This is a genomic window from Acinetobacter vivianii (assembly GCF_014635885.1).
Classification (GTDB): domain Bacteria; phylum Pseudomonadota; class Gammaproteobacteria; order Pseudomonadales; family Moraxellaceae; genus Acinetobacter; species Acinetobacter vivianii.
The window spans coordinates 355,695-379,505 of record NZ_BMDR01000004.1 but is presented as its reverse complement, the minus strand read 5'-3'; the positions used below and the strand labels follow the sequence as shown (position 1 = coordinate 379,505).

At 40.5% G+C, this 23,811-nt stretch carries 14 protein-coding genes; 8 read left to right on the top strand and 6 right to left on the bottom strand.

Translation table 11 applies throughout. The features are described 5' to 3' along the window. Both IEV36_RS10655 and IEV36_RS10650 read right to left on the bottom strand, forming a co-directional pair. Complete coding sequence (locus IEV36_RS10655) at positions 1-1,290, bottom strand: class I SAM-dependent methyltransferase (RefSeq protein WP_005258393.1); 1,290 nt, start codon at positions 1,288-1,290, stop codon at positions 1-3. A gap of 93 nt (positions 1,291-1,383) precedes the next feature. Then, complete coding sequence (locus IEV36_RS10650; RefSeq protein ID WP_005258396.1) at positions 1,384-3,483, bottom strand: TonB-dependent receptor domain-containing protein; 2,100 nt, start codon at positions 3,481-3,483, stop codon at positions 1,384-1,386. A 458-nt stretch (positions 3,484-3,941) separates the two neighbouring features. Between IEV36_RS10650 and IEV36_RS10645 the strand changes: the two genes are divergently transcribed. Next, on the top strand, positions 3,942-6,032 hold the full coding sequence (locus IEV36_RS10645; protein ID WP_005258398.1) for a TonB-dependent siderophore receptor: 2,091 nt from the start codon (positions 3,942-3,944) through the stop codon (positions 6,030-6,032). A 217-nt stretch (positions 6,033-6,249) separates the two neighbouring features. Next, entirely contained in the window at positions 6,250-7,590 is a 1,341-nt protein-coding gene (locus IEV36_RS10640) for a PepSY-associated TM helix domain-containing protein (RefSeq protein WP_005258399.1), read from the top strand. A gap of 40 nt (positions 7,591-7,630) precedes the next feature. On the opposite strand, the gene IEV36_RS10635 is transcribed toward IEV36_RS10640, so the two are convergent. The 4 genes from IEV36_RS10635 to IEV36_RS10620 form a co-directional block, all read right to left on the bottom strand. Then, a complete protein-coding gene (locus IEV36_RS10635) occupies positions 7,631-8,086 on the bottom strand; it encodes a copper resistance protein NlpE N-terminal domain-containing protein (protein WP_005258400.1) in 456 nt (151 codons plus the stop codon). Between the two features lie 37 nt (positions 8,087-8,123). After that, positions 8,124-10,361: a TonB-dependent receptor gene (locus IEV36_RS10630; protein WP_005258401.1), complete on the bottom strand. Its 2,238-nt coding sequence runs from the start codon at positions 10,359-10,361 to the stop codon at positions 8,124-8,126. 72 nt (positions 10,362-10,433) lie between these two features. Further along, complete coding sequence (locus IEV36_RS10625; RefSeq protein ID WP_050560024.1) at positions 10,434-10,844, bottom strand: DUF2946 family protein; 411 nt, start codon at positions 10,842-10,844, stop codon at positions 10,434-10,436. A 580-nt stretch (positions 10,845-11,424) separates the two neighbouring features. Then, positions 11,425-11,763: a hypothetical protein gene (locus tag IEV36_RS10620; protein ID WP_005258403.1), complete on the bottom strand. Its 339-nt coding sequence runs from the start codon at positions 11,761-11,763 to the stop codon at positions 11,425-11,427. Positions 11,764-12,184: 421 nt separating this feature from the next. Between IEV36_RS10620 and IEV36_RS10615 the strand changes: the two genes are divergently transcribed. The 6 genes from IEV36_RS10615 to IEV36_RS10590 all read left to right on the top strand — a co-directional run bounded on the left by IEV36_RS10615 (position 12,185) and on the right by IEV36_RS10590 (position 23,641). Next, positions 12,185-13,459, top strand: coding sequence for a tyrosine-type recombinase/integrase (locus tag IEV36_RS10615; RefSeq protein ID WP_005258404.1), 1,275 nt, complete (start codon positions 12,185-12,187; stop codon positions 13,457-13,459). Between the two features lie 245 nt (positions 13,460-13,704). Continuing rightward, complete coding sequence (locus IEV36_RS10610) at positions 13,705-16,431, top strand: type I restriction endonuclease subunit R (protein ID WP_005258405.1); 2,727 nt, start codon at positions 13,705-13,707, stop codon at positions 16,429-16,431. A 20-nt stretch (positions 16,432-16,451) separates the two neighbouring features. After that, a complete protein-coding gene (locus IEV36_RS10605) occupies positions 16,452-18,905 on the top strand; it encodes a type I restriction-modification system subunit M (RefSeq protein WP_005258406.1) in 2,454 nt (817 codons plus the stop codon). Next, a complete protein-coding gene (locus IEV36_RS10600) occupies positions 18,902-20,782 on the top strand; it encodes a restriction endonuclease subunit S (RefSeq protein ID WP_005258407.1) in 1,881 nt (626 codons plus the stop codon). The genes IEV36_RS10605 and IEV36_RS10600 overlap by 4 nt, the downstream gene beginning before the upstream one ends. Beyond that, entirely contained in the window at positions 20,782-22,557 is a 1,776-nt protein-coding gene (locus IEV36_RS10595) for an AAA family ATPase (RefSeq protein WP_005258408.1), read from the top strand. The genes IEV36_RS10600 and IEV36_RS10595 overlap by 1 nt, the downstream gene beginning before the upstream one ends. Beyond that, entirely contained in the window at positions 22,538-23,641 is a 1,104-nt protein-coding gene (locus tag IEV36_RS10590; protein ID WP_005258410.1) for a hypothetical protein, read from the top strand. The genes IEV36_RS10595 and IEV36_RS10590 overlap by 20 nt, the downstream gene beginning before the upstream one ends. The last annotated feature ends 170 nt before the right edge of the window (positions 23,642-23,811 follow it).

Below are 23,811 nucleotides of genomic sequence, written 5' to 3'. Positions count from 1 at the left end.
TTATATTTGAATCGCTGTACCATATTTTGCCAGACATACCCAATTCAACTGTTGATCCGATAGCCATTGATTCATAGACTGCTCAAACTTAGGCTGGATTTCGTTGTGTTGACACGGATGAATATAACCTGCCCACATCAAAACCAATAAAATTTCTATAAGCTGTTTTAAAGATAGATTCTGTTTGAGCAGGCTGGACAACTCAAGCGTTGAAAGCGCCTGTTTATTAAGTAGCTTAAGTATCTTTTCAAATATTTGGATGGCATCTTTTATTCTACCGAGCTTGGCATCCAGACTTAAATCCTTTCCAACTGGAGCCGCAGGTAATAGTCCAAATTTCACCGTTGAATAATAGTTTTCTAACTGTTGTTGATTAAGTTGAGTTCTATTTTTTACATAGATATCTTGTCTCTGCAAGGTATAGCGCGCAATATCCTTAACGGTCTCTTGTAAAGTAATTAAGGGTAAGCTTTTTACCACTTTTTGAACTTCTGGTGGCAAACTGATCTTATCTAAGTTTTCAATAATCCCAGCTCCCCCCATATAAGAAAGTCCCAACTTTCCAAAGCGTTGGATCATATCGGCAGAATGTTGAGGTTGCCAATGTTCTGATAAAAAATCATGGGCAATATAGTTTGGCTTATCTTGGGCAAGTTCAGATAACTCTTGATTCAAACCTGGAATTTTTTCAAATAATCCACTCTTCGCTGCACCAATTTGCCGAACTAAATTCAGGCTTTGTACGGCTTTGGTGGCTGAGTCGCCTTGCAAATTCTTAGACGTTTCCAACATCAACTTCTGGATAGATACCAAAGAAGTGGCACCAGGATGACTCATATAGCTACAGTATAAAACCCCGTCTTTTTTTAAAAATTTATCAACAATTTGCGCAACAATATTCTGGTTTTCAGATGAGATCCATGACCAGACCCCATGCGTTACAATAAAATCAAATGGCTCTATGTCAGCATTTAAAAAGCTTTCAAAATCCGCATGAATAAATTCAATATTATCAATACTGGTCGTTTCTAAACCTTCTTGTGCAACCATCAAATGCTGTTGGTTAAAATCAACACCAACAAAATGACCCAGAGGATTTGCAGCAGCTGTGAGGTGTAAATGAATTCCCATTGCACAGCCAAGTTCCAGATATCGATATGGTTTTACAAGATCAGGAGCACAAAAGCCTTTTGATTGAACAATCATATTCAGCCACAACGGCATCGTTTGTCTATGTACAAATGTTGGATAAGGTACATCTACAATATAACCGTCTTGCGAAGAATTCATTCAATTTACCTAAGCAGAGTAATCTAATAATTCAAAAAATAGATCAGCCCATTACTGAAATAGGCTGATCTGTTTCATGACTCAAATATCGATCTAGAATCGGGTGGTGAAACCTACGTAATATGTCGCTGGCGGAGCATCACCATAATCGACATTTCCTTTGTTGACTTTGTCACCACCGATATTTTCAACGCCCGCTCTCAAGCTGAGTGAATCACTATAATCAAAATTCACCCCCACGGCTCCCGTTGTTGTGGCATTTGAGAAGTATAACTCTTTACCTGCTGAGCCTGATCCTGCAACAAGATCAGCCTCTGTAAATGCTTGTTTACCGAGATATTGTACACGAGCAAATGTATTCAGACGGTCAGTAACATCCCAATAAACCGCCAAGTTGGTAGTAAATTCAGGAACTTGAGCCAATGATTGACCTGTTGCTTTATTTTCTGACTCTATCATATAAGTGGCATTACCCGTCACTCGTAGATAATCATTCAATGGGAATTTATAAGTCAGTTCCAATCCACTTGTACGTGCCTTTTCAACATTCGATTGACGTGTATACCAAATACCGTTAATTCGCCCGTAGTAGTTATTTACGATCATATCTTTGTAATCACTGAGGAAGTAGGTGAAATCAACACCATACCCATCTTCTTCGTAACCAAAACCAATTTCATAATTGGTACTGGTTTCTGGATCAAGATCTGGATTACCTAACATGTAGCATGATTGTCCCGATTGCCAACCATAAGGCGCTAAACTGGTACAGCCCATCCCCATTGAACTTGTGCCAGATGAACCTGAACGTTCTTTTAAATTTGGCGCTCTGAAACTACGCGAAACACCACCTTTGACAGTCCAGACATCTGTTGGATGATAGACCCCGTAAATACGTGGACTAAAGTTAGGATCATAATCATTGCTGCCATCAACACGGCCGCCAAGAGTTAAAATAAAATTATCTTGTAGATGGATTTGGTCTTCGGCAAACAAAGACCAAGAATAATCATCTGGGTTCTTATCCGGTGTCTGGATATTGCCATTTTCATCAGGAACCAATTGATTCCCGATGTTTGATGCATTAGAGACCTGTTCATATTTTCCTTGTGCACCAAGGGTCAGATCATTTTTACGGCCCCAAAGATCTAAAGGTTTATTGGCTTTTAGATCTAGAACTGTTTCACTACTTTTAGAACCGCCGTCTACAGCAAATGCAGGTGTCTTATTTTCATATTGATTATAGTAAAGGTCTGCATTTGTGACTAAACCATCAGCAAAACGCCCTTCATGACCAATACCAACATTGTAGTGCTCCATTTTGTCAGCACCAAAATGTTCTGTACCTAATTCAGCTTGCTCAGCCTCACTCAACTGTGGATTCTTCTCAACGCCGTAACCTAGATCAAAGTTAAAATCTTGGTTATCAGAAATTTTCCAGTTTAAACGGCTGGAGATATTTTGCTCTTGATTCTCGCCAGTACCATTCTGAATACCTTCATCGGCATTTCTTTTTTTGATGTTGCCGCCAAGTCTAAAACCTAAATTATCCGTAATTGGCCCTGCGATGTTTGCAGCTACATTAATGGTATCACCTCGAGAGCTACCATCAGGCTGGCTATAATCAGTTCTTAATGAACCCGTAAGCTTATTGGGAATCTTCTTGGTAATAATATTGATCACGCCACCCGCAGCTTCAGAGCCGTAAAGTGTTGACATTGAACCTCGTACCACCTCAATTCGCTCAATCATTTCTGGAGAAATCCAGTCAATATCTTGCGAAATTGTATCAGGACGATGGCCTAGCAACGATGAGTTACCAACTCGCTTACCGTCGACCAGAATTAAAGTATATTTGTCAGGGGCACCACGAAATGCAATTTTTGAACCCGGCCCAACATTTGAATAACCACCCACTGCCCCTGGTAATTCACCGAGTAAGTTCGCAATACTAGAAACAGGACGTTTTGCTATTTCTTCAGCGGTAATTACACTAATCGAAGCTGGAGCATCTTTAACATTAACGCCAGATCCACTCGCAGTCACAACAATCGTTTCTAATTTAACAGTTTCATCTGATTTATCGAGTGGTTTACTCTCTTCATTTGTCATTTCAGCAGCATGGGCAAAGGCCATCATACTGCTTAAGACTGAAACTGCGAGTAGAGATTGTCGAGCTATGTGTTTGGCCATTTTCCCACCTAAAATCAGACTAATATTAAAATTTGCTTAAAAATGCACGTGAATTTTAACAAAAGTTAAATAAAACACAATCAAAATGATAATTATTATTGTTTATATGGTTTATTCAATCTTTTGCTTTGAAATTTTACAGCTTATGGGCAATACGATTTAAGTTACTTTCTCTTACCGCTTTCATAGATGTCATTATCAGAATTTTTACACTTGACGCTATGTAGAGGAAGCCCTCACATATCTAGCAAAAGCCACATAAAGATATATGTATGATGGCTTCGTGTTCTACGATTCCCTCTTTATATCATTCTGAATTTTAATTCTTTTCAAATTCGGGATGGGAAGAGGCAATCAAAACTAATCACTTCCAATCTTCTGAAATATTTAAGAAATAAAATGCAAAATACAATTCAATGTAATAATATAACATTACATTTGCTTTGTATGTTCTTACTATGCTTTCCAAATTTTATCTAATCTCTTCATGTTCATTACTGTCAAACTTTGTTTGGGCACAAACATCTGATTCGACGACGTCCCTTCCAACAATCGTCATACAAGCACAAAAAACAGATCAAGATGTCTTAACAACATCTGCATCAACTAAATTTACGCATGATGTACTTGATACCCCTTCCAGTCGTAGCTTTCTTTCTCAGGAAGTTTTAAAACAGCAGGATGTGCAACGTATAGATAACGCTTTAAATCAAGTCAGTGGCGTGTTCAGTCAAACCAATTATGGTGGCGGCTTCTGGGATAATTTTTCATTCCGTGGATTTAGTACAGATCCGAATATCGGACCGCAAATTATTCGAAATGGATTAAGTGTAAATCGGGGTCTCAGTGCATCTCGGGATATGGTCAATATTGAATCTTTAGAATTTCTCAAAGGCCCAATGGCTGCACTATATGGACGAGGAGAAACGGGTGGTTTACTCAATATCAATACGAAAAAGCCAGCATGGGAATCATCTAGTGAAATCAATTTACGAGCGAATAGTCTAGAAAAATATCGTGCTAGCTTTGAGCATACCGCCCCGATTAACGACCAATTAGCATATCGTTTTGCTATTGCACATGAAGATAATCAGAGTTTTCGGGACTATGTGAGTAATTCGCGCTGGTTTTTTTCTCCGCAATTAAGCTGGAAGTTATCTGATCGAACTCAATTGGACTTAGACACAGAATTCACTCGTGTAGAAGGATTATTTGATCGTGGTATTAGTGCTTATCAGCAGAAAATTGTGATGAATCCAAAAACCTATACAGGTGAACCAGACGATGGAGATCATTTACAAACTGATAATTTTTATCAAATTCGACTCACGCATCAGTTAAATGACGATTGGAAAGTCAAAAGTGCCGTGAGTGTTAAAGATAGTTTGTTAAAAGGCTTTTCAAGTGAACCTCGTCGTATACAAAGCGATGGTCGTACTTTAGAGCGGCAGCGACGTTATCGGGATAATAAAAGTGATGATGTGTTATTCCAAACAGAACTGTTAGGCACGATCCAGCAAGACTGGGCAAAACATGAAATCTTGTTGAGCGCAGAAACAGGACAAATGAAATATCGCCAATTGCAGCTACGCCGTAATCACAGTTCAGATATACCCAACGTCATTGATATTTACCAACCTGCCTATGGAACATATTTACCAGACCTTCCCCTATTTATTGACACTGAGGATCGACAAAAATACTTCGCCTTCAATGTCCAAGATCAGATATTTTTAAATGATCAATGGAGTGTTTTACTTGGTCTACGCTTTGATCATGTCACACAAGAATTTGTGAATAAGATTGCCACGACCTCAAATCAAAAAGACTTACAACAAACCAGTCCACGTTTTGGTTTGAACTATCGTTTGAGTGATGCGTGGTCAGTCTATGCCAATTATGGCCAATCATTTGCAATTAATAGTGGCATGGATCGCAATAATCAAACCTTTGGCCCAGAAAAAGGTCAAAGTTATGAGATCGGCAGTAAATACCAACTCAACCCACAAAGTCTGCTCAGTATTGCATTATTTAAAATGGATAAGGAAAATGTGCTCACAACAGACCCAATAGATAACAACTTCCAGATAACCGCGGGAGAAGTCTCTAGCCAAGGGATAGAGCTAGATGTCGAAACACAACTGAATGACCAGTTATCACTTCGCGCCAATTATAGTTACACAGATGCTCAAATTGAGAAGGATCAAACACTTGCTAAAGGTTCGCGCTTAAGCAACGTTCCCAAACATAGCGGTTCAATCAGTACAAACTATGAATGGATGCTATCTAACAACTCAAATGTAGGCGTTGGGGCAACAGCTGTTTATGTTGGGAAACGTAGCGGTCATAGCACTGATAATGGATTCAATCTTCCTGAATATACATTAATTAATTTAAATGCTTACTATGCGCCAAGTGAACAAATACGTTATCAGTTCAACCTGAATAACCTTCTGGACAAAACCTATTACACGGCGAGTTATAGTGAGATGTGGATACAGCCTGGTGAACCATTGAATGCATCATTGGCAGTGCAATGGAAATTTTAAAATGTTTGAATGAATGCGTTAAGGCTAGCTAAGCTGATACAGCCTTAACCATTAGACTTATGAAAGTGTAAACATATTGTCAGCATCGAATATAACCGCCAACCTTATAATACGCATTAACATTACCATACGCATTAACATTACCCTGTCGTGCTATATGGTCTAAACAGTTATAATTTCATCACCCCCAATAGCTCATCATTAACTTCTGATTGCCATGCCTCAACAACCTTCTTATTGGCGAAATCTATTCCGCTTAGTCCATATATATGCAGGGATATTTGTTGCGCCATTTATTTTTATTGCCGCATTTACTGGCTTCCTGTATGTGAGCAGTCCGCAATTAGAGCAATATATTTATAAGGAGCAGTTGTATGTACACAGTGAAAATCGCCCTCAACAACAACTGAGTCTGCAAGTTCTTGCAGCTCAATCTGTAATGGCAGAATCAGCAAGAATTACTGAGCTACGTCCAGCACCTACATCGGATCAAACCACTCGGGTTATTTATTCTGATCCAGAAAATAAACTGAATAACCAAGCAGTTTTTGTGAATCCATATACATTAGAAGTTATGGGGCAACTACCTGTTTATGGTACGAGCGGTGTACTTCCTTTAAGAACGCTAATCGATCAACTCCACAGCAATTTACTACTGGGTGACGTTGGAAGACTCTATAGTGAGCTTGCAGCAAGTTGGTTGGCCATTCTCAGTCTGTCAGGACTTTATCATTGGTATACACGTAGAAAACACTTTAATCAGAGCAAGACCGTCCGAAATAAAGTTTTAAAATGGCATAGCTCAATTGGAATAGTCTTGCTTCCATTATTACTCATTGTTGCGATTACAGGACTAACTTGGTCTAAATGGACAGGAGAAAATATCCGCATACTTCGCCAAGCCTTGAATTGGCAAACACCAGCTCTCGTTAGCTCTATTACAGGTACGCATTCGGTTGATAGTCATGCACATCATCATAGCGATATGAGTCAAATGAACCATCAGCCATTCATAAAAGCAGAAGATTTTGATCAAGTGCTACAGCTTGCTAGACAAAATGGTATTCGCAGTGCTGAACTTCAAATAAAACCACCGACAACGATAAATACAGCATGGACAGTTTCTGAAATACGTCGTCGTTGGCCTACAGAAGCAGATAGTATCGCTATTGATCTTAGAAATAATAAGGTTATTGATCATTTACACTTTAAAGATTTTCCAATCGCAGCAAAACTCACACGCTGGGGTGTTGATGCGCATATTGGTGTTTTATTTGGTTGGATCAATCAAGTGATCCTAATGATCTACGCACTTGCTCTATGCTTTCTGATTATTCTGGCTTTCTGGCTGTGGAGTCGTACATTTAATTTAAAGCAGACAACCTCCAATTTCGTAAATCAGAGCTTACAACTTTGGGGAGCCGGCAACATAAAACAGAGACTTTTTCTTCTTCTGTCTCTGGTTATTCTTCTAATTTGTTTGCCAACCTTAGCAATCAGCATAGCCGTGGCTATTGCTTTCATCATACTTAAACAATATCAATCCAGATTGTTATAATTGGTTGGCTAGGCACTAAAAATAGTGCCTAGCAACTCTATTAGGCAATTTTATCGAGTTGGAAATCTTCAAATAGCTGATAAGGTAATCCAGTTTTCGTCTCTAAAACTTCAACATAACCATGACCTAAAATTAGCTGATTTCGCTCTTTCACACTTTGTAATTGGATTTTTACTTTCCCATTATCCAAGAAACTAAAATTTCCTGCATACAGCTCATGTTTATTATGATCGCTATTACTTGTCCGCTCTAACCGAAAAGTCTGATCTGCATAAATTTTTAAATCTACATTCATACCGTCACAGCCTTCACAAAATGCCGAACATCCAGCACATGGAAGTGCGCCTTCATAATGCCCAACCCATTTTTGCAGTTGGGCATCAAAATTTCTTTTAACTTCCGAATTTGCTTTCTCATCCTTCACCGCCTGATCATGCTGACCACAGCCCATCATTACACTGGCGAAAATGAAAGAGCTCAATAATCTTTTCTTCATCACTGTTCAACTTAATCTGTTTAATTTCGCATAAAAATCAGAAAGACCAATCAAAGCGCAAGGTCGCTTTCAATGGTTCGCCAGGCTGTACCCAGAAATTTGTATAGCTCGCAACGTAATAATCCTTATCGAAAAGATTATCGATATTGAGTTGAGCTCGCAGATCAGGACGGATCTGTAAATAGCCACCAATATTCACTACCGTAAATTCAGGTAAAGTTGTTCCATTATCAATATAGTTCGCGCTACGTTGTCCGTAATAGTTAATGTTTCCAACTAATCCAGCCTTACGTCCAAAAACATTCATTTGATAATCAGTACTAAGATTTGCTGTATGTTTAGGAATATTTTTAAGTCGGGATCCAGTTTCATCTACTTCACTTTCAATGACAGAAGCATCCGTATAGGTATAATTTGCATTCACCCGCAGGTTATCATTAAATTGATGTTGTAGTTCAAGCTCAACGCCTTTGCTTTGCACATGACCATTATCAACATAACTATCTGTAATACCTTCGGTGAGCAAATGGCGCTTATCTAAATCAAAAAAAGTTAATCCAAACCAACTCTGCGGTAGAAATTGATATTTTGTCCCAACTTCCCAGCTCGTTGTCTTTTCAGGTTCATAGAGGTCATTGTCCTTATTCAACCCAGTGTTTAGTTCAAAGCCCTTCCCCCAATTACTGTAAAAAGACAGCTTTTCTGTCGCTTTAAAATTAATAGCAGCTCTTGGCGTGAATGGCATAAATAGCTGTTGAGATGATTTTCCTGTTTGATGGTTTTCAATTCGCTGCTCTAAACGATTAAAACGACCTCCCAATAATATATTCCACTGATCATTCAAGAAAATCTGATCCTGAATGTTCAGTCCCAACATATCCTGAGTTTCCGTAGTGTCTTTAGTGATTCGGGTCAAAGGCAAAAGATGTTCACCGTAAACCGGATCATAAATATCTATTGGGCTGTTAGTGCCGACAGCATTCCGAAGCTGAGTCTGATCAATCGTATAATGCCCAGCTTCCACATTGGTTACCAATTCATGTTGAAGCGAGCCAGTACTAAACTTACCTCGTAAAATTGACTGAAAATGTGTTGTTTCTGTCTCAAATTGACGAGCTCGTCGGAAACGATTTGCTGTTCTACCATCTTCTGCAATTGAACCAATCTCAGTCGATGTACCTTCACGCTGCCCATGATTGTAGGTAATTGCAGTCGTATTATTCCAATTATCATCAAACTCATGATTCAAACGTAACTGGTACATCTGATCTTTAATTTTAATATCACCATCACTTGGTTCTCCCAAGAACGTTTTTTTATTTACCTTAATTTTATTATTAACCATTGGAATACCACGATCAAAAACACCTTGATATTCAGCAAACTCTGTATCAAGATTCAACTGAGTTTGTTCTGAAATTTTCCAAGCCAATTGTGGTGCAAGATAATAGTGCTGGTTATCTACATGATCTCTAAAACTCTTATTATTTTCATAAGCTGCACCTAATCGATAGGCAAGATCATCACTGATTGCATTGGTTGTATCAAGCGCAAACCTATATTCATCTAAAGTACTGCCACTTAAACTTAAGGTATTTTTAGACTGCCATTCAGGTTGTTTAGTGGTGATATTCATAATACCGCCAATTGCGCCCTGACCATACATCGCAGCCATTGGCCCTTTTAAGAAATCAATTGCTTGAATACTTATCATGTCTCTTGGAGTATGGATTCCACTCACCGAACTTAAACCATTACGCATATAGATCGTTCCCATATTTGGGTCAGTACTAAATCCTCGAAATGAATAATTATCCCAAAACCCACCACCGTAACTGTCTTGGTAGACCACGCCATTTACAAATGCCAAGGCATCACTAATACGTTGAACATTATGGTTTTGAATATCCTCTCCCGACACATGAGACTTGGTAAAAGGTACTTCTAATAAGTCATGATTAAATTGTGTAATCGCCTGAGAGGAAGTATGCCTCTCATCTTGTTTCTCAGCCGTAACCGTTATGGTGGGTAACAACTCTACTTTAGGATTTACACTCAATTCATTTTCTGCTGCAACAATGTTTGTTGAAAATTGAGGGGCTTGTTGTAAATCATCTGCAGCAAACGCAGTTGAACCAGATACTCCATAGACTAATAACGTAATACTCAAATGATAAGCAAAGCTAGCATTTATAAATTTTATCTGTGGTACGACATAATTTGAGACAATAAAACTGCTCCCATTTAAGAATGGGTTTAACTTGAATTGAGACATTTCAATTCCTTTAAAGCATAAATTTCCGCTAAGACATTGCAGGAATGTCCATAAATATAAAAACTTTGGAATTTAGGCAAATAAAGGAGGTGCTCTACCCTGTGGAAGTAGATATAAACGTTGTAAAGCAAAATAAATATGCTGAAAATGATATTCAAATGCCAACATCCGCACAAAAAGGCGGTCAAGTACCTGATCAAGATTAAAGTCCAGACCTGTAGTTAAATTAGCAAAAACCATACAGTATGGACATTCATGTCCAGCTTCATGCTGGTGGGTGCTTTGAACAGTCTGAACTTTTTGATCTTCCTTCATCATATGGTGCTGATGAGAGTGATCAGATAAATGATGGGAACTATGTTGTTGAGCAGTACTTATGGTATTGGAAAAAGCATCAGAAATGGTGACACAGACCAGCGCAATACGATATTGTTCTGGTAAAAGTGGTTGTATAAATACAACGGATTGCAGGAACATTGCCATGAGGGCAAAGACTAGAGCAACTCTCAAAATAGGCTTTTCAATATTGAAACGATGGCAATTTAACACAGCCCGCGCAATGTGAGCAATTGTTAATATCTTCATTAGATTTAGGATTTAGTCTTACTCATAAAAATAATGTGAGACTATCGCCATCGCGAGTCGTCTAAAGTGAAACAGAATCTTCCTTAAGGTTCATATAAGCTACTGAATCATTCCGACTATGATTTAAAGCATATCAAACCGCTTTTCTATAAACGGACACGAGCTCAATCTCATGGATAAGTGACTTCAGGTTGAGAGTAGAATTTCAAACTGACCATTAACTTTTTCCTCTTTATTCTTTACTAGTCCTATCCCATGTAATTCAATCCAAGTTTTTATGTGGGTTAAGTTGAAGTACAAATTTCAGATAAAAACAATCCCATGTAATAACAAATATTTAGCTAGACAGTTAGCGGAAGCGGTGACACTCAAATTAAAGAAATAAACTGTTGATTAAAAGTCTTAAAATTGCATGACTTTATTTTACTAAAAGACATCAACCTATTATTTTTAGAGCACTAGGTATTTGATAACCACATCAACGTAATTTCATATCTGCTTCTGATAAATAGGCTTTCTTGGTGGTCTTATTCCACAAACAAAGCTCTTGGCCCGTTTTATTTTTCATGTGCGCTTGCGGATATTGACCTTGGATCAAAAGTGCAGAATATCCAACGCGATCATCAAACAACATAACATTACTCGCTGGCTTGGCATTTTTAAGCTGGCTTGCTTTTACACAGGCCAATTTAATGTCCTGATCATGCTTTTTCCAAGCCTGCTCCGAACTGGCGAACGTCACACTTGTAATGACAGAGCTTGCTACAAAACCCAAAACAGAAAGATATTTAAAAAAGCGACGGTTTCTTAGTGCCATGATCATTGTCCTATAAATTTGAATGCCTTGACTTTAATCTATACTGAAACAATCTTATGGGAGAATCTAGCAATTTATACATGTTGTAACAGCACATCTTCAGGATTACACATATCTCTGAACAGCGATTTGAACACGAACTGGAATTCATTTTTTTGTTATGCTCAGGCTATGAGATATTTAAAAAGAATCACATTGAAGAATTTTTTCAGACAAAAAAATAAGCCCTTGTAAAAACAAGGGCTTATCTAGATATTTGGCGGAAGCGGTGTCCGTCTAACATATTTCCCAAGGAATCCAAAATAATATTACAAATACATATTTTACAATTACTTAATAACTTAACCATCCTAACACGTCTTGTCTAATCCTACTAATTCCAGTATTTTATGAGGGGTAGGTTGAGGGGTAAAAAAAGAACGTGCCAAAAAAATCAAAGGAACTGTCTGCACTCAGTGTAGCAAAGATTAAAACAACAGGTCGACACTCTGTAGGAGGCGTTGATGGTCTATGCCTGAATGTCGAAGGAAATTCCCGTGTCTGGATTTTACGTGCTGTTGTTGGTAAACGGTTAGATAAAGATGGGAAGCTAAAACCACATCGCCGTGATATTGGAATCGGTCCCTACCCTGAAATTTCTTTAGCTGAAGCCCGTGCCAAAGCAACTGAATTAAGATTACAAATACGAAGTGGCATTGATCCAATTGCTCATAAACAAGAACAACTAGAAAAGTTACATATCCAGAAACTACGTGACATAACATTCATTGAGTGTGCAAAAGTTGTTATAGCAAATAAAACCCGTGAACTCAAAAATGAAAAACATATTGGTCAATGGTCATCAACGTTGGAAACTTATATCTATCCAACGCTGGGTAATCTTATCATTGGTACCATTACCAAAATCGACATTGCAGAAGCTCTTAAACCCATTTGGATTGAAAAAAATGAAACAGCCAAACGTATTCGCGGTCGTATAGAAACCATTTTTAATTATGCCAAGGCGATGGGATATTTTGAGGGTGATAACCCTGCTGAATGGAAAGGTAATCTGGAGCCAATCTTAGGGAATTTAAAGCAGGAATCACGCCCTCACCCATCCTTGCCTTATGAACATGTATTTGAGTTTATCCAGCACTTGAGACGGAAAAAAGGAATTTCCCCTAAGGCTCTGGAATTTGCAATTTTAACCGCTTGTCGGTCTGGTGAAGTGTTTGGAGCGACTTGGCAAGAAATTGACTTCAAAGCTAAAGTTTGGACTATTCCGAAAGAACGAATGAAAGCAGATAAAGAGCATCGCGTACCTTTATCTCAAGAAGCAATTGCATTACTAGAGTTAATTAAACCATTTACGCAGCTACAAGATTTCATCTTCCCTGCTCCACGCGGTGGTATGCTTTCTAACATGTCATTGACAACTCTGATCAAACGTATGCATGAACAGAAGCTGAAAGAAAATAGCTTAGGTTATATTGATCATAAACAGAATCGTGTTATCACCACTCATGGCTTTCGCTCTACTTTCCGTGATTGGTCGGCAGATAAAACAGATTATCCGCGTGAGGTCTGTGAGCATGTCCTTGCCCATAAATTACCAGATGAAGTAGAAGCTGCTTATTTACGTGGAGCATATCTTGAAAAACGTAAAGGATTAATGGCTAATTGGGCTAAGTTTTGTCATGAAGAGAACTTTTAGTAAGAAGAACCAATACTCTTAATATCAATAAACTGCCTTCCTATTGAATGTCTGAATATAATATTCTTCATATAGATCATCTTGAATTAAGATTTAGTTCATTGATTTTTTGGAGTATAAAGTGTGGTGATTATGCAACCAGACAGTAAAATAAATCAATTTTTATAAATAATAGCTTATTAACATAACCTAATTGATGAACTATTATTGCCTTATGTGCGAAGGAATCATGGATAGCCCCATAAATGACTGAACCTATTCAAACCGAAACAAGAGCACAGATCATAGACTCTCAGCTTGCTCGAGCTGGCTGGTCTCACAGCAGGAAGATGTTAATTCAAGAGTTTTTGATCAAGACAATTAAGCCTATCGAAAATTATAGCTGCAAACAATTTACTGACTATGCCCTTCTTGGTTCAGATAGTCACCCGATTGCCATTGTTGAAGCTAAGCGTTCATCTTGGGATGAGCTTGCTGGAAAGAATCAAGCAGCTGATTACGCAAACGTAATAAAGGCCAAATTCGGTAATGATCCTTTCATTTTTCTCACTAACGGTAAAGAAATTCAATTTTGGGATCGCGAACGATATGCTCCACGAAAAATTTCAGGGTTCTACACACGAGACGACTTGGAGCGACTGCACCATCAACGGCAGTTTGGTCAACCGTTAAGAAGTGTAAACATCAACGCTACTATTGCAGGCCGAGACTATCAAAATGAAGCTATCCGACGCATCACTGAAGGTATAGATAATGCCAAACGCAAATTTTTACTAGTGATGGCTACAGGTACGGGTAAGACTCGAACGACTATCGCCCTCATTGATATATTACTAAGATCAAAACGTGTGCAGCGGGTGCTATTTTTAGCCGATCGTCGAGAGTTGGTGCGCCAAGCTATGGCGGAGTTCAAATCCTACTTACCCAATGAAAGTTTAGCCCGCCTTGAGGCTGGCGAAACTTCCAATGCACGTATACAATTTTCCACCTATCCCAGCATGATGAATATCTTTACGCGGCTATCGGTGGGTTACTATGATTTAATAATAGCTGATGAAAGCCACCGATCTATCTACCAGCGCTACAAGACTATTTTTGATCATTTTGACGCTATTCAGCTTGGCCTGACTGCTACTCCCACTGATTATATTGATCACAACACATTTGAGCTTTTTAACTGCAGCAATGGAGTCCCTACCTACTACTACAGCTATGAACAAGCCATCGCTGACCAGAACCTTGTGAATTATCGTGTACTTGACACGCAAACCAACTTCCAGGTTAAGGGAATTCAAGCTGAAGTATTGCCCGAGCCTCTAAAGCAAATGGCACTTTATCAAGGTGTAGATCTCGATGAACTCAAATTTGATGGCAACGATATCGAAAAAAAAATTACCAACCAAGGCACCAATAACACAATGGTTCGCGAATTCATGGATAAATGTCGCAAAGACGTACGTGGCCTTCCACATAAATCCATCATCTTCGCTATCAGCCATGCTCATGCCGAGCGGCTCTATGAAAGTTTCAATCGTCTTTACCCAGAATTACAAAACCAAGGTATGGCTGAAATCATTGACAGCCACATGGAACGTGCCGATGCCACTCTAGATAACTTTAAGTACCACACCATGCCACGTATAGCAATCTCAGTGGATATGCTCGACACTGGCGTAGATATACCCGCTATTCAGAACCTAGTCTTTGCCAAACCAATATTCAGTAAGGTTAAGTTCTGGCAAATGATCGGACGTGGTACACGACTATATAGCAACAAGGCTACTGGCGAGATCAAAAAAGATTTTCTAATCATCGACTATTGGAAAAACTTTACCTATTTCAAGCTCAAACCCGATGGCGAGGTTGACCACCCCACGGAACCGCTACCAGTACGCTTGTTCCGCTTACGACTGGAAAAATGGCAACTGCTACAAGCTCAACACCAAGATACGCGATCAACTGTTGCTGATTTACTGGCTATGTTAAAAGCCTTGCCACGACAAAGCGTCAACGTGAGACCTCATTTGGATGAGCTCGACAGTTTAGTTGCAGATTGGTCCTCCCTAAGCCCCAGCACAATTCAAAACCTTTTACAAACTATCGCCCCCCTTATGCGACTTACTCCATTGACTGGTCTTGATGAATTACAATTCCGCATCTGGTGTGAGTGCTTTGCCATCGCATGGCTAAAAGAAAATGCTAGTGAGAAATCCAAAATTTATCAACGTATTCAAGAGTCTATTTCAAGTTTGACTGATAGTTTACCTGAAGTTCGTAGCGTGGCAGAAAACCGTGCATGGGTACAATCGCATAGCTTCTGGCAACACATAGATATAAATCGACTGGATACATTACAATCTATATTTGCTCCATTGATGTGTTATCGTATCAAACAACCTAGCCATACTATCGAAATCAACCTGCCGGACCATATTACCCTGCGCAGTTGGATAATCTATGGCCCCACTGGTGAAGGTGCTTTCGCAGAAAGTTATCGTGAACAAGTGGAGGGACTAGTACGCCGGCTGTCTGAGCACTCACCTGAAATAGCAAAGCTCAAACAAGGCGAACCCTTAGACGACGACGAACTGGAAAGAATTAGCGTTATATTAAATCAGACTGATCTGTTCATTACAGAAGATACATTGCGCAAAGCTTTTGATGCCCCAACTGCATCATTAGTTGATTTTATGCGTCATATACTTTGTGAAAGTTCACATTTGCCAAATCGTGAGCAGCGCATCAATGCTGCATTTGATGCGTTTATTGCAACGCACGGCTATTTACGTGCAAACCAACTAAACTTTCTGCGAGCCGTAAAAGTTGCCCTAGTGCGCCATGGACGGATCACTCGCGCCTCACTCAGCCAACCGCCACTTTCACGCGTAGGTCGTGTAGAAACGCTGTTCCCACAGCAGGAAATCAATGAATTAATTACCCTCACCAACCAATTGTTGGATGGGGCTGCCTGAACTATCAAGGACACCATCGAATGCTTGCACCTCATATCAAGAAAAAAGTCGACGAACTCTGGAATCGATTTTGGGCTGCTGGCCTCACCAACCCTTTGGTTGCAGTCGAGCAAATTACCTATCTGTTATTTCTTAAACGCCTTGAAGACATTGACATAAAGCGCCAACAACGTGGTTTTCCATCCATTTATACTGGTTTTGAGTCCTGCAAGTGGAGCTACATTCGCCAAGAGAAGACTAATCCTAAACATTTAATTGACATAGTTTTTCCTTGGTTGCGAGACCTTGAAAAACATTTTAATGACATCAATGGGGATAATACAGAACTAGCCAGCCTCAATAATCGGATGGCTGATGCATACTTTCAACTCGACCCCAACAAAGGCAAAGTACTGTCAGATGCTATCGACGCCATCGACCAACTATTCGCCCGTGCAGGTGAAGGCTCAGCAGCTCAAGACATTATGGGTGACACTTTCGAGTATCTACTCAGTGAAGTCGCTACAGCAGGTAAGAACGGCCAGTTCCGCACCCCACGTCATCTGATCCGCTTTATGGTAGAGCTACTTTCACCTGAACCTGGTCAACGGGTCATTGACCCTGCTGCTGGCACCGGTGGTTTTCTGTTTAGCACTCAGCAACATTTGATGCGCAAATATTCAGCTCAAGAAAACCTCGTATTGGAATGGGATGGTACCCCTCATCGCACTGATGGCGCTGCGGCTACCCCAGAACAATATACAGCTATCTATAACGGTACTAATTTCGTCGGTCTCGATAATGACCGTACCATGGCACGCATCGGCTGGATGAATTTAGTACTCCACGATGTAACTGATCCGCATTTATTGCAAGGAGATTCCCTCAGCAAACGCGAAGGAAAGGCCAAGCTTAAAGAAATACTGGAACCAAGCAGCTACCAATTTGTACTGGCTAACCCTCCATTTACAGGAACAGTCGACAGCAGTGATCTGGAGCCTGACACAATACTGTTCCCGCGAATTGGAGGTAGTGGCAAGAAAAAAGATGATTCAATCACCAACAAAAGTGAACTACTCTTTCTTTGGCTGATGCTTGATTTACTTGATGTTGGCGGACGCTGTGCTGTGATCATTCCCGAGGGTGTTTTGTTCGGCAACACCGAAGCTCACGTACGTTTGCGCCGAGAATTACTGGTCGAGCATGTCGTTGAAGGTGTTATCTCCCTTCCTAGTGGCGTCTTTCAACCCTACACAGGCGTCAAGACCTCCATCCTGATATTTAGAAAGATCACCCGCCGCGATAATAAACAAAGCCTACCCAACAACACAGCACCACTGACTGAATACGTTTGGTTTTATGAAATAGAAGAAGATGGATACTCAATAGATGCTAAGCGTAATCCTCGTCCCGGTCAACAAAACGACCTATGGGATGCACTCGTTAAATTCGATGAGTGGATCAAATATGGACGAAAGGGTGCTCAACGTCACGAAAAAACATTGTTGCAACCCAGCTTCCATACTGAACGCTGGCGTCAAGCCCTACTACGAGACATAACAGACAAACTCACTCCCGCAGGTGAGGCTTTCGCCTCGTTACCTGACACTAGCATGTGGGATGGCCGCATATGGGGAATACATGAGTTATTCCCAGAGCTTCCGGCAGACCCCAAAAAAGCAGAAGAAAAAATCCGTTCTGTAGCTGCCAGCATGTTGACTGAACTAGCTATTCAAGTATTGATCCCTGCAGCACAAAAGGCTTGGGATTCAACGCTTAGCTCACGACTTGCAGGAACCGCCAATGATTCTGAACTGATTGATACTTGGAAAAAAATAGCTAAGTCAACTGAGGCCCTATTCAAAAAACAAGCCAAAGAGAAAGAAGCCTTTTTCGAAAAAGATGATTCACCTGCGCTGCCCATCTGGAGAGACTTGGTGAAAACAGCAATAGTAGAGGTCCAAGCCAATACATATATACTTGGCATATTAAGAGGTAATCAACGCCCCAAAGCCATGACATTTCACGATGTCGAGCAAAAAATGGCTGAGACTGCCCGTGAAGTTGCTAAGCTCGACGGTTTTGATGTCACTTTACGCAGCTTAGCCATTGATCAGACTACCCAGCTTAAAGTCGCCAAACACTGGGTCGTGCCGGTACGCGCTTGGGTACGTAACAATGAATGGCAAAGTCATGATGGCAAAGTCATCGGCTCACACGATGCAAATGGCTTGGCACATCCAGCTTATATAGAGGAGATGCTGGCTAATAACCTCTATGATGACAAAAGCGTACTCCAGGATGGCTTACTTGATCCTGACTGTATTGAAGCCCGCGACTGGAATCTGTCCGCTGGACAGTACAAACCATTCGACTTCACCCAACTCAAAAGTGAAAAAAGTGTGGCTGAGTTGATCAACACACTTAAAACTACAGAGCAAGAAATCATCAAAGGTCTAGATAAATTGTTGGCAATGGTAGAGGGACGAGAATGACGCGTTTTGTATTGCCACCTTTAGACTCAACTTGGCGTACTATTCCACTAGGTGCGCTAGCTGAAATTAAATATGGTAGCGCCTTACCTTCTGCATCTCGAGCAGTTGGTGGTGTAGTGCCTGTTTATGGTTCGGGTGGCGTTGTAGGTTCTCACGATAAACCGTTGCACTCTGAAAAAAGTATTGTTATCGGTAGAAAAGGCTCTGTTGGTTCAATTTTTCTTACACAGGGGCCCTTTTGGTGCATCGATACAGCCTATTATCTCGATCAACTAAATGAATCGATTAATATCGAGTACTTAGCTGCCTATCTTCATTCAATTGATCTTTCTAGGCTATCCATCTCTGTTGCTGTTCCTGGTTTAAATCGAAAAGAACTCTCACTTGTACAGGTTCCACTTCCCACACTCCCAGAACAACAGCGCATCGTTGATGTATTGAGGCAAGTTGAAGCAGTCACTAAGGCAAAGAACTCCATCAATGATCAAATGGACCACATAGTTCGAACTGCTTATTGGGAACACTTTAGCGATTGGTTCACCGCTGATGGCTTGATTAATCCTGTTCGCATTAGTGACTACGTAGCGGACTCACAATATGGTTTATCTGAAGCCATGGCAGAGACTGGAACGCATGCTGTATTACGAATGAACTCTATAACAACTAGCGGTTGGTTAGATTTAACAGATCTGAAATACGCCTATCTGTCGAAAAAAGACATCGAATCTACCGTGTTGTGTGATGGCGATCTACTGTTTAATCGGACGAACTCAAAGGAATTAGTTGGTAAATGCGCGATCTGGCGTCCCGTTAAGGGCACATTTAGCTTTGCATCTTATCTCGTACGCCTTCGCTTAAAGTCTGAAATGTTGCCTGAGTTTTTATGGGCCACATTAAACAGTGCTTATGGAAAATATCGTCTTCTCAATTCTGCTAAGCAGGCCGTTAGTATGGCAAATGTCAGCCCAACAGACTTAGGACGAATCACTGTTCCACTGCCACCTCTGTCATTGCAAAATAAGTTCGCAAAATTGGTACGTGAAATTGAAGCACTGCGGACACAGATGTTAGGCAAAATCGAGATGTATTCAGAATTGCAAGAGATTATTAACCAGCAAGCTCTACTGGGAGAATTGACCAAGCAATGGCGTAAAGTGCACACGAGCGAAATTATTAAGGCGAGCAGAATCCGTGATGCTTTGATTCGAGAATATGGACCAAAGGTTATTCTGACAAATACCTCCAAAGTCAATACCATTGAGTCTACTGATCTTTCTGTGCTACCTAGCCGGCAGTGGTTACTTGCTGAGCTCAGTGAATTCCAGCGTCAGCTCCTGATAGCCTTCAACGAATACTGCCAACAAAAAGGCCAGCCATTGGTCGTAGAGGACCCAGAAGTTTTTGCCCACTTTTGTAACGATGCGACCGTGATGGAGCAATTGCAAGTCTTTGGTCAATCCCATGGCAATCGTATTCGCCGTTCTTTGAGCCAATTATCCGCCTTAGGCCTGATCGCCAAAATTACATTACCCAAACAAGATTTGGAAAATGGTGAATACGACTACCTCAAGGCCTTTCGCCCCTTGCGTACAAACGAGTTCACACGCTTGGTCGATATACAGACATTACGCAAAGCAATGTCGTCTAGTGTTGAACAACGAAGTTACTACTTTCAAGTCCACTTGGATTTCGAAACTTCTGAAAATGCTGGTGCAAGCGGGATGTTCCAAGTGATCTCAATCGAAGACGAAAATGGAGATGATTTCACCCATTTAGTAGATCAGGGCAAACACTATGCTTCACTTGAAAAGCTCAAAGATGATCTTAGCAGTGAATTAAATATAGACGGGCAGCAAATTGATCTGGAGGTCATCTAATGCGTCTTCGTTACCTTCAATTACAGAATTATCCACCTATCTCCGATATCAAGGTGTGCTTCGCCAGTGGCTCACCATTAGCACGTGAATGTGCAATTCGTTTTGTCGTCGGTGTGAATGGCAGCGGAAAATCCAACCTTCTGCGCGCAGTTGCCGAAGTATTTTTAGCATTGGGTGACCTACGTGTACCAGCATTCCCTGTCAGCTTGGTGTATGAACTTGGTCTGCGCGGTTCACCTAACCACCGTACGCTACTGCTACATTGCCCCGGCAATCGGCAACAAGCCAGCCTATGGCTGCATGAGCGTTTTTTCTTTGATGACAAAGACGATCGAGATGTCTTCGATAACTGCATCAAACACCTGGACATCACAGGAAAACCTATGATACCAGGATTTACATCACTGATTGCCCCAGGCAGTTGGCCATTGCGTGACAGCTCTCCACCACAAATTGCTTTACCATCAACAGTACTAGCATACACAACTGGCGATTTAAGACCTTGGCGTTCAATCTGGAACCGTAATCAGCACGCGGAAAATTTACTAGACGGCAAGGATAATGTCCAAAGCGACGAACGTCCTGCTGGCTGGACAGTAGATTTGGAAAATGCCTTACAAGTAGCTCGTCAGAATAGTAACAACACGATTCAACAAATCCTAAATGCAAACTATGCTGAGACAGATCAGTCCCGCCGCTTAATTCTAATTGATGGCAAACTATTGAAATGCGCCCTATTGGCTGTAACTCTGCCTCAAGTCTTCATTAAAACAGTAGACTCACCTGAATATGACAATAATCAAAATCCTCTACAAAAGTTACTGGAACGAGGCGGCTGGCATCATTTAGTTTCAGTTGCATTCCGCACACGTTTGCAAGCTAGTCAATGGGATCAACAAATCTGCAAAACTGCTCACGATTGGTTACTATGCGCGAGTGAAGTAATCTCTGAACCCCACCCCATCGAACAACGTAGAATACTGTGGTTTGATCTAAAAAGCTCATTTGATACACAAGGCTTGAGTTTCATGTCAGCTGTACAAAGTGAACTACAATCCTGCCACACACAAGGTGAAGCTCTGTTGACTTTACTAGGAGGCTCCGAGGAGGCAAGCAGTTTTGACCTATTTACTAGCCTTCTAGAGCTTAGTCAAAAGGGACTTTTTGACGATGTACTTTTACGGCTACGACGCACAGTGTCACCAAATCAAAACGATGAGATCAGTTCAGATGACATCGGTGTATTACGCTATGAAGAACTTTCAGATGGCGAACAAATGGTGCTGGGGCGTATGGCGCTATTTCATTTGCTACAAGGCCAACAAGATGCTTTACTATTACTAGATGAACCAGAAACACATTTCAACGACAAGTGGAAGCGCGAAATCGTAGATATTATCGATGATGCAATTGGCCATACAAACAATGATATACTGATCTCAACACACTCAGCCATTGTGCTCTCTGATGTCTTCAACAACGAAATTGTGATGGTACAAAAAAATTTAGATGGCTCTACCGTACGCAGTGTAGATGAGCCAACGTTTGCTACCGATCCAAGCGCATTAATGATGACAGTTTTTGGTGCTGATGATAGCATTGGCAAACGCGCCCAAGAATTTATCGAGGGTAAACTACTTCAAGCAACTGGCTCACCAGCAGAAATCAATGATCTTGAGAAACTAATTGCCCGAATGGGATCTGGTTTTTATCGTAGTGAATTACGGACTCTGCTCAATATTTGGCGAGATCGCGATGCTAAAACCCATAAATAACGTTACATGTTCTCCAGCGTTGGTTGCCTGCCAGCACTTGATTCAACGTTTTGCATTATGGTTATGTAATCCTACAACCATAGCAACCCACATCAATCAGCAAAGTTTGCAGCCTCCTATTCTAGCCAGCAATATTGAGGCGGATTGGTTATGGAAATTTCTTCAACGCGTTCATGATAAGAAATCATTATTGAGTCGTGCAGAAATTGTAGCGTCTATGCCACTCTCAGAAAAGCAAGCCCTAGCCAATTGGATTCGGGCGGTCTCAAATATTCCTGCTCTATTTCAGACCACACAGGATGTCTTGATAGTAAATTGCCCAATTGCAACCAAGTCAAATTGGGATGCCTTTAAAGTTCTCATGGATGCATTTTATGAAAAAGCTTTTCGTAGTGGCTTACCCTATTTACCCGACGGTACTCCTACAGCTGCAGATGGTGTAGATTATGCTCACTTTGTAAAAGTTTTTCGCAACATACACAGACTAAATCAAAATGCTCATGCCCGTGAAATTTGTGTACTGTGTGGAGGTCCACTTGGTGACACCCCACATGTTGATCACTGGATCAACAAGGCTACCTTCCCAATACTTAGCGTATGCGCGAATAACCTACTATTGATATGCAGTATATGCAATGAGGCTCCTAATAAGGCGGATAAGCCCGTACATTCTGCGGGCAGCTTTGATAATTGGTTTCACCCATATCTGCGTCCAGGCAACAGAATTTTACGCCCGAAATATGTATTACATCAACTCTCAGTGAAATGTTCTGCTACTCCCCTTGTAGACAAACCAAAAGCTATCACACTTGATGCATTACTCAATCTGTCCAAACGCTGGACATGTGAATTTAAAGCTGAATATGCCAAACATAAAGATATTTTGATTCGTAGAGAACAACGTCGAATTCAAAAAACGGGTAGTGGTCATACCCAAGACGAGATTTTGTCATACATTCAAGATTGGCAGGAAGATCTATCAGTCAGTCAACCGCACTACGAAATACACCAAACACTGGCTGCTGCTTTACAAGAACCAACTCGTTTGAGTGCTTGGTATTGTGAAATAAAATCGATAACATAACTTTTTTATAATATTTTATGAAATCCAAACTTTTTATACAATTAAGTACTTCGATAAATTAAATCATTTGTTGAATTTTGGGCATAAAAAAAGCCGTGTCCGTAGACACAGCTTTTGAATAAAATAGTTAAGTCATTTGTTAGGTTAAGCGTTTCAGTATTGCGATGAGT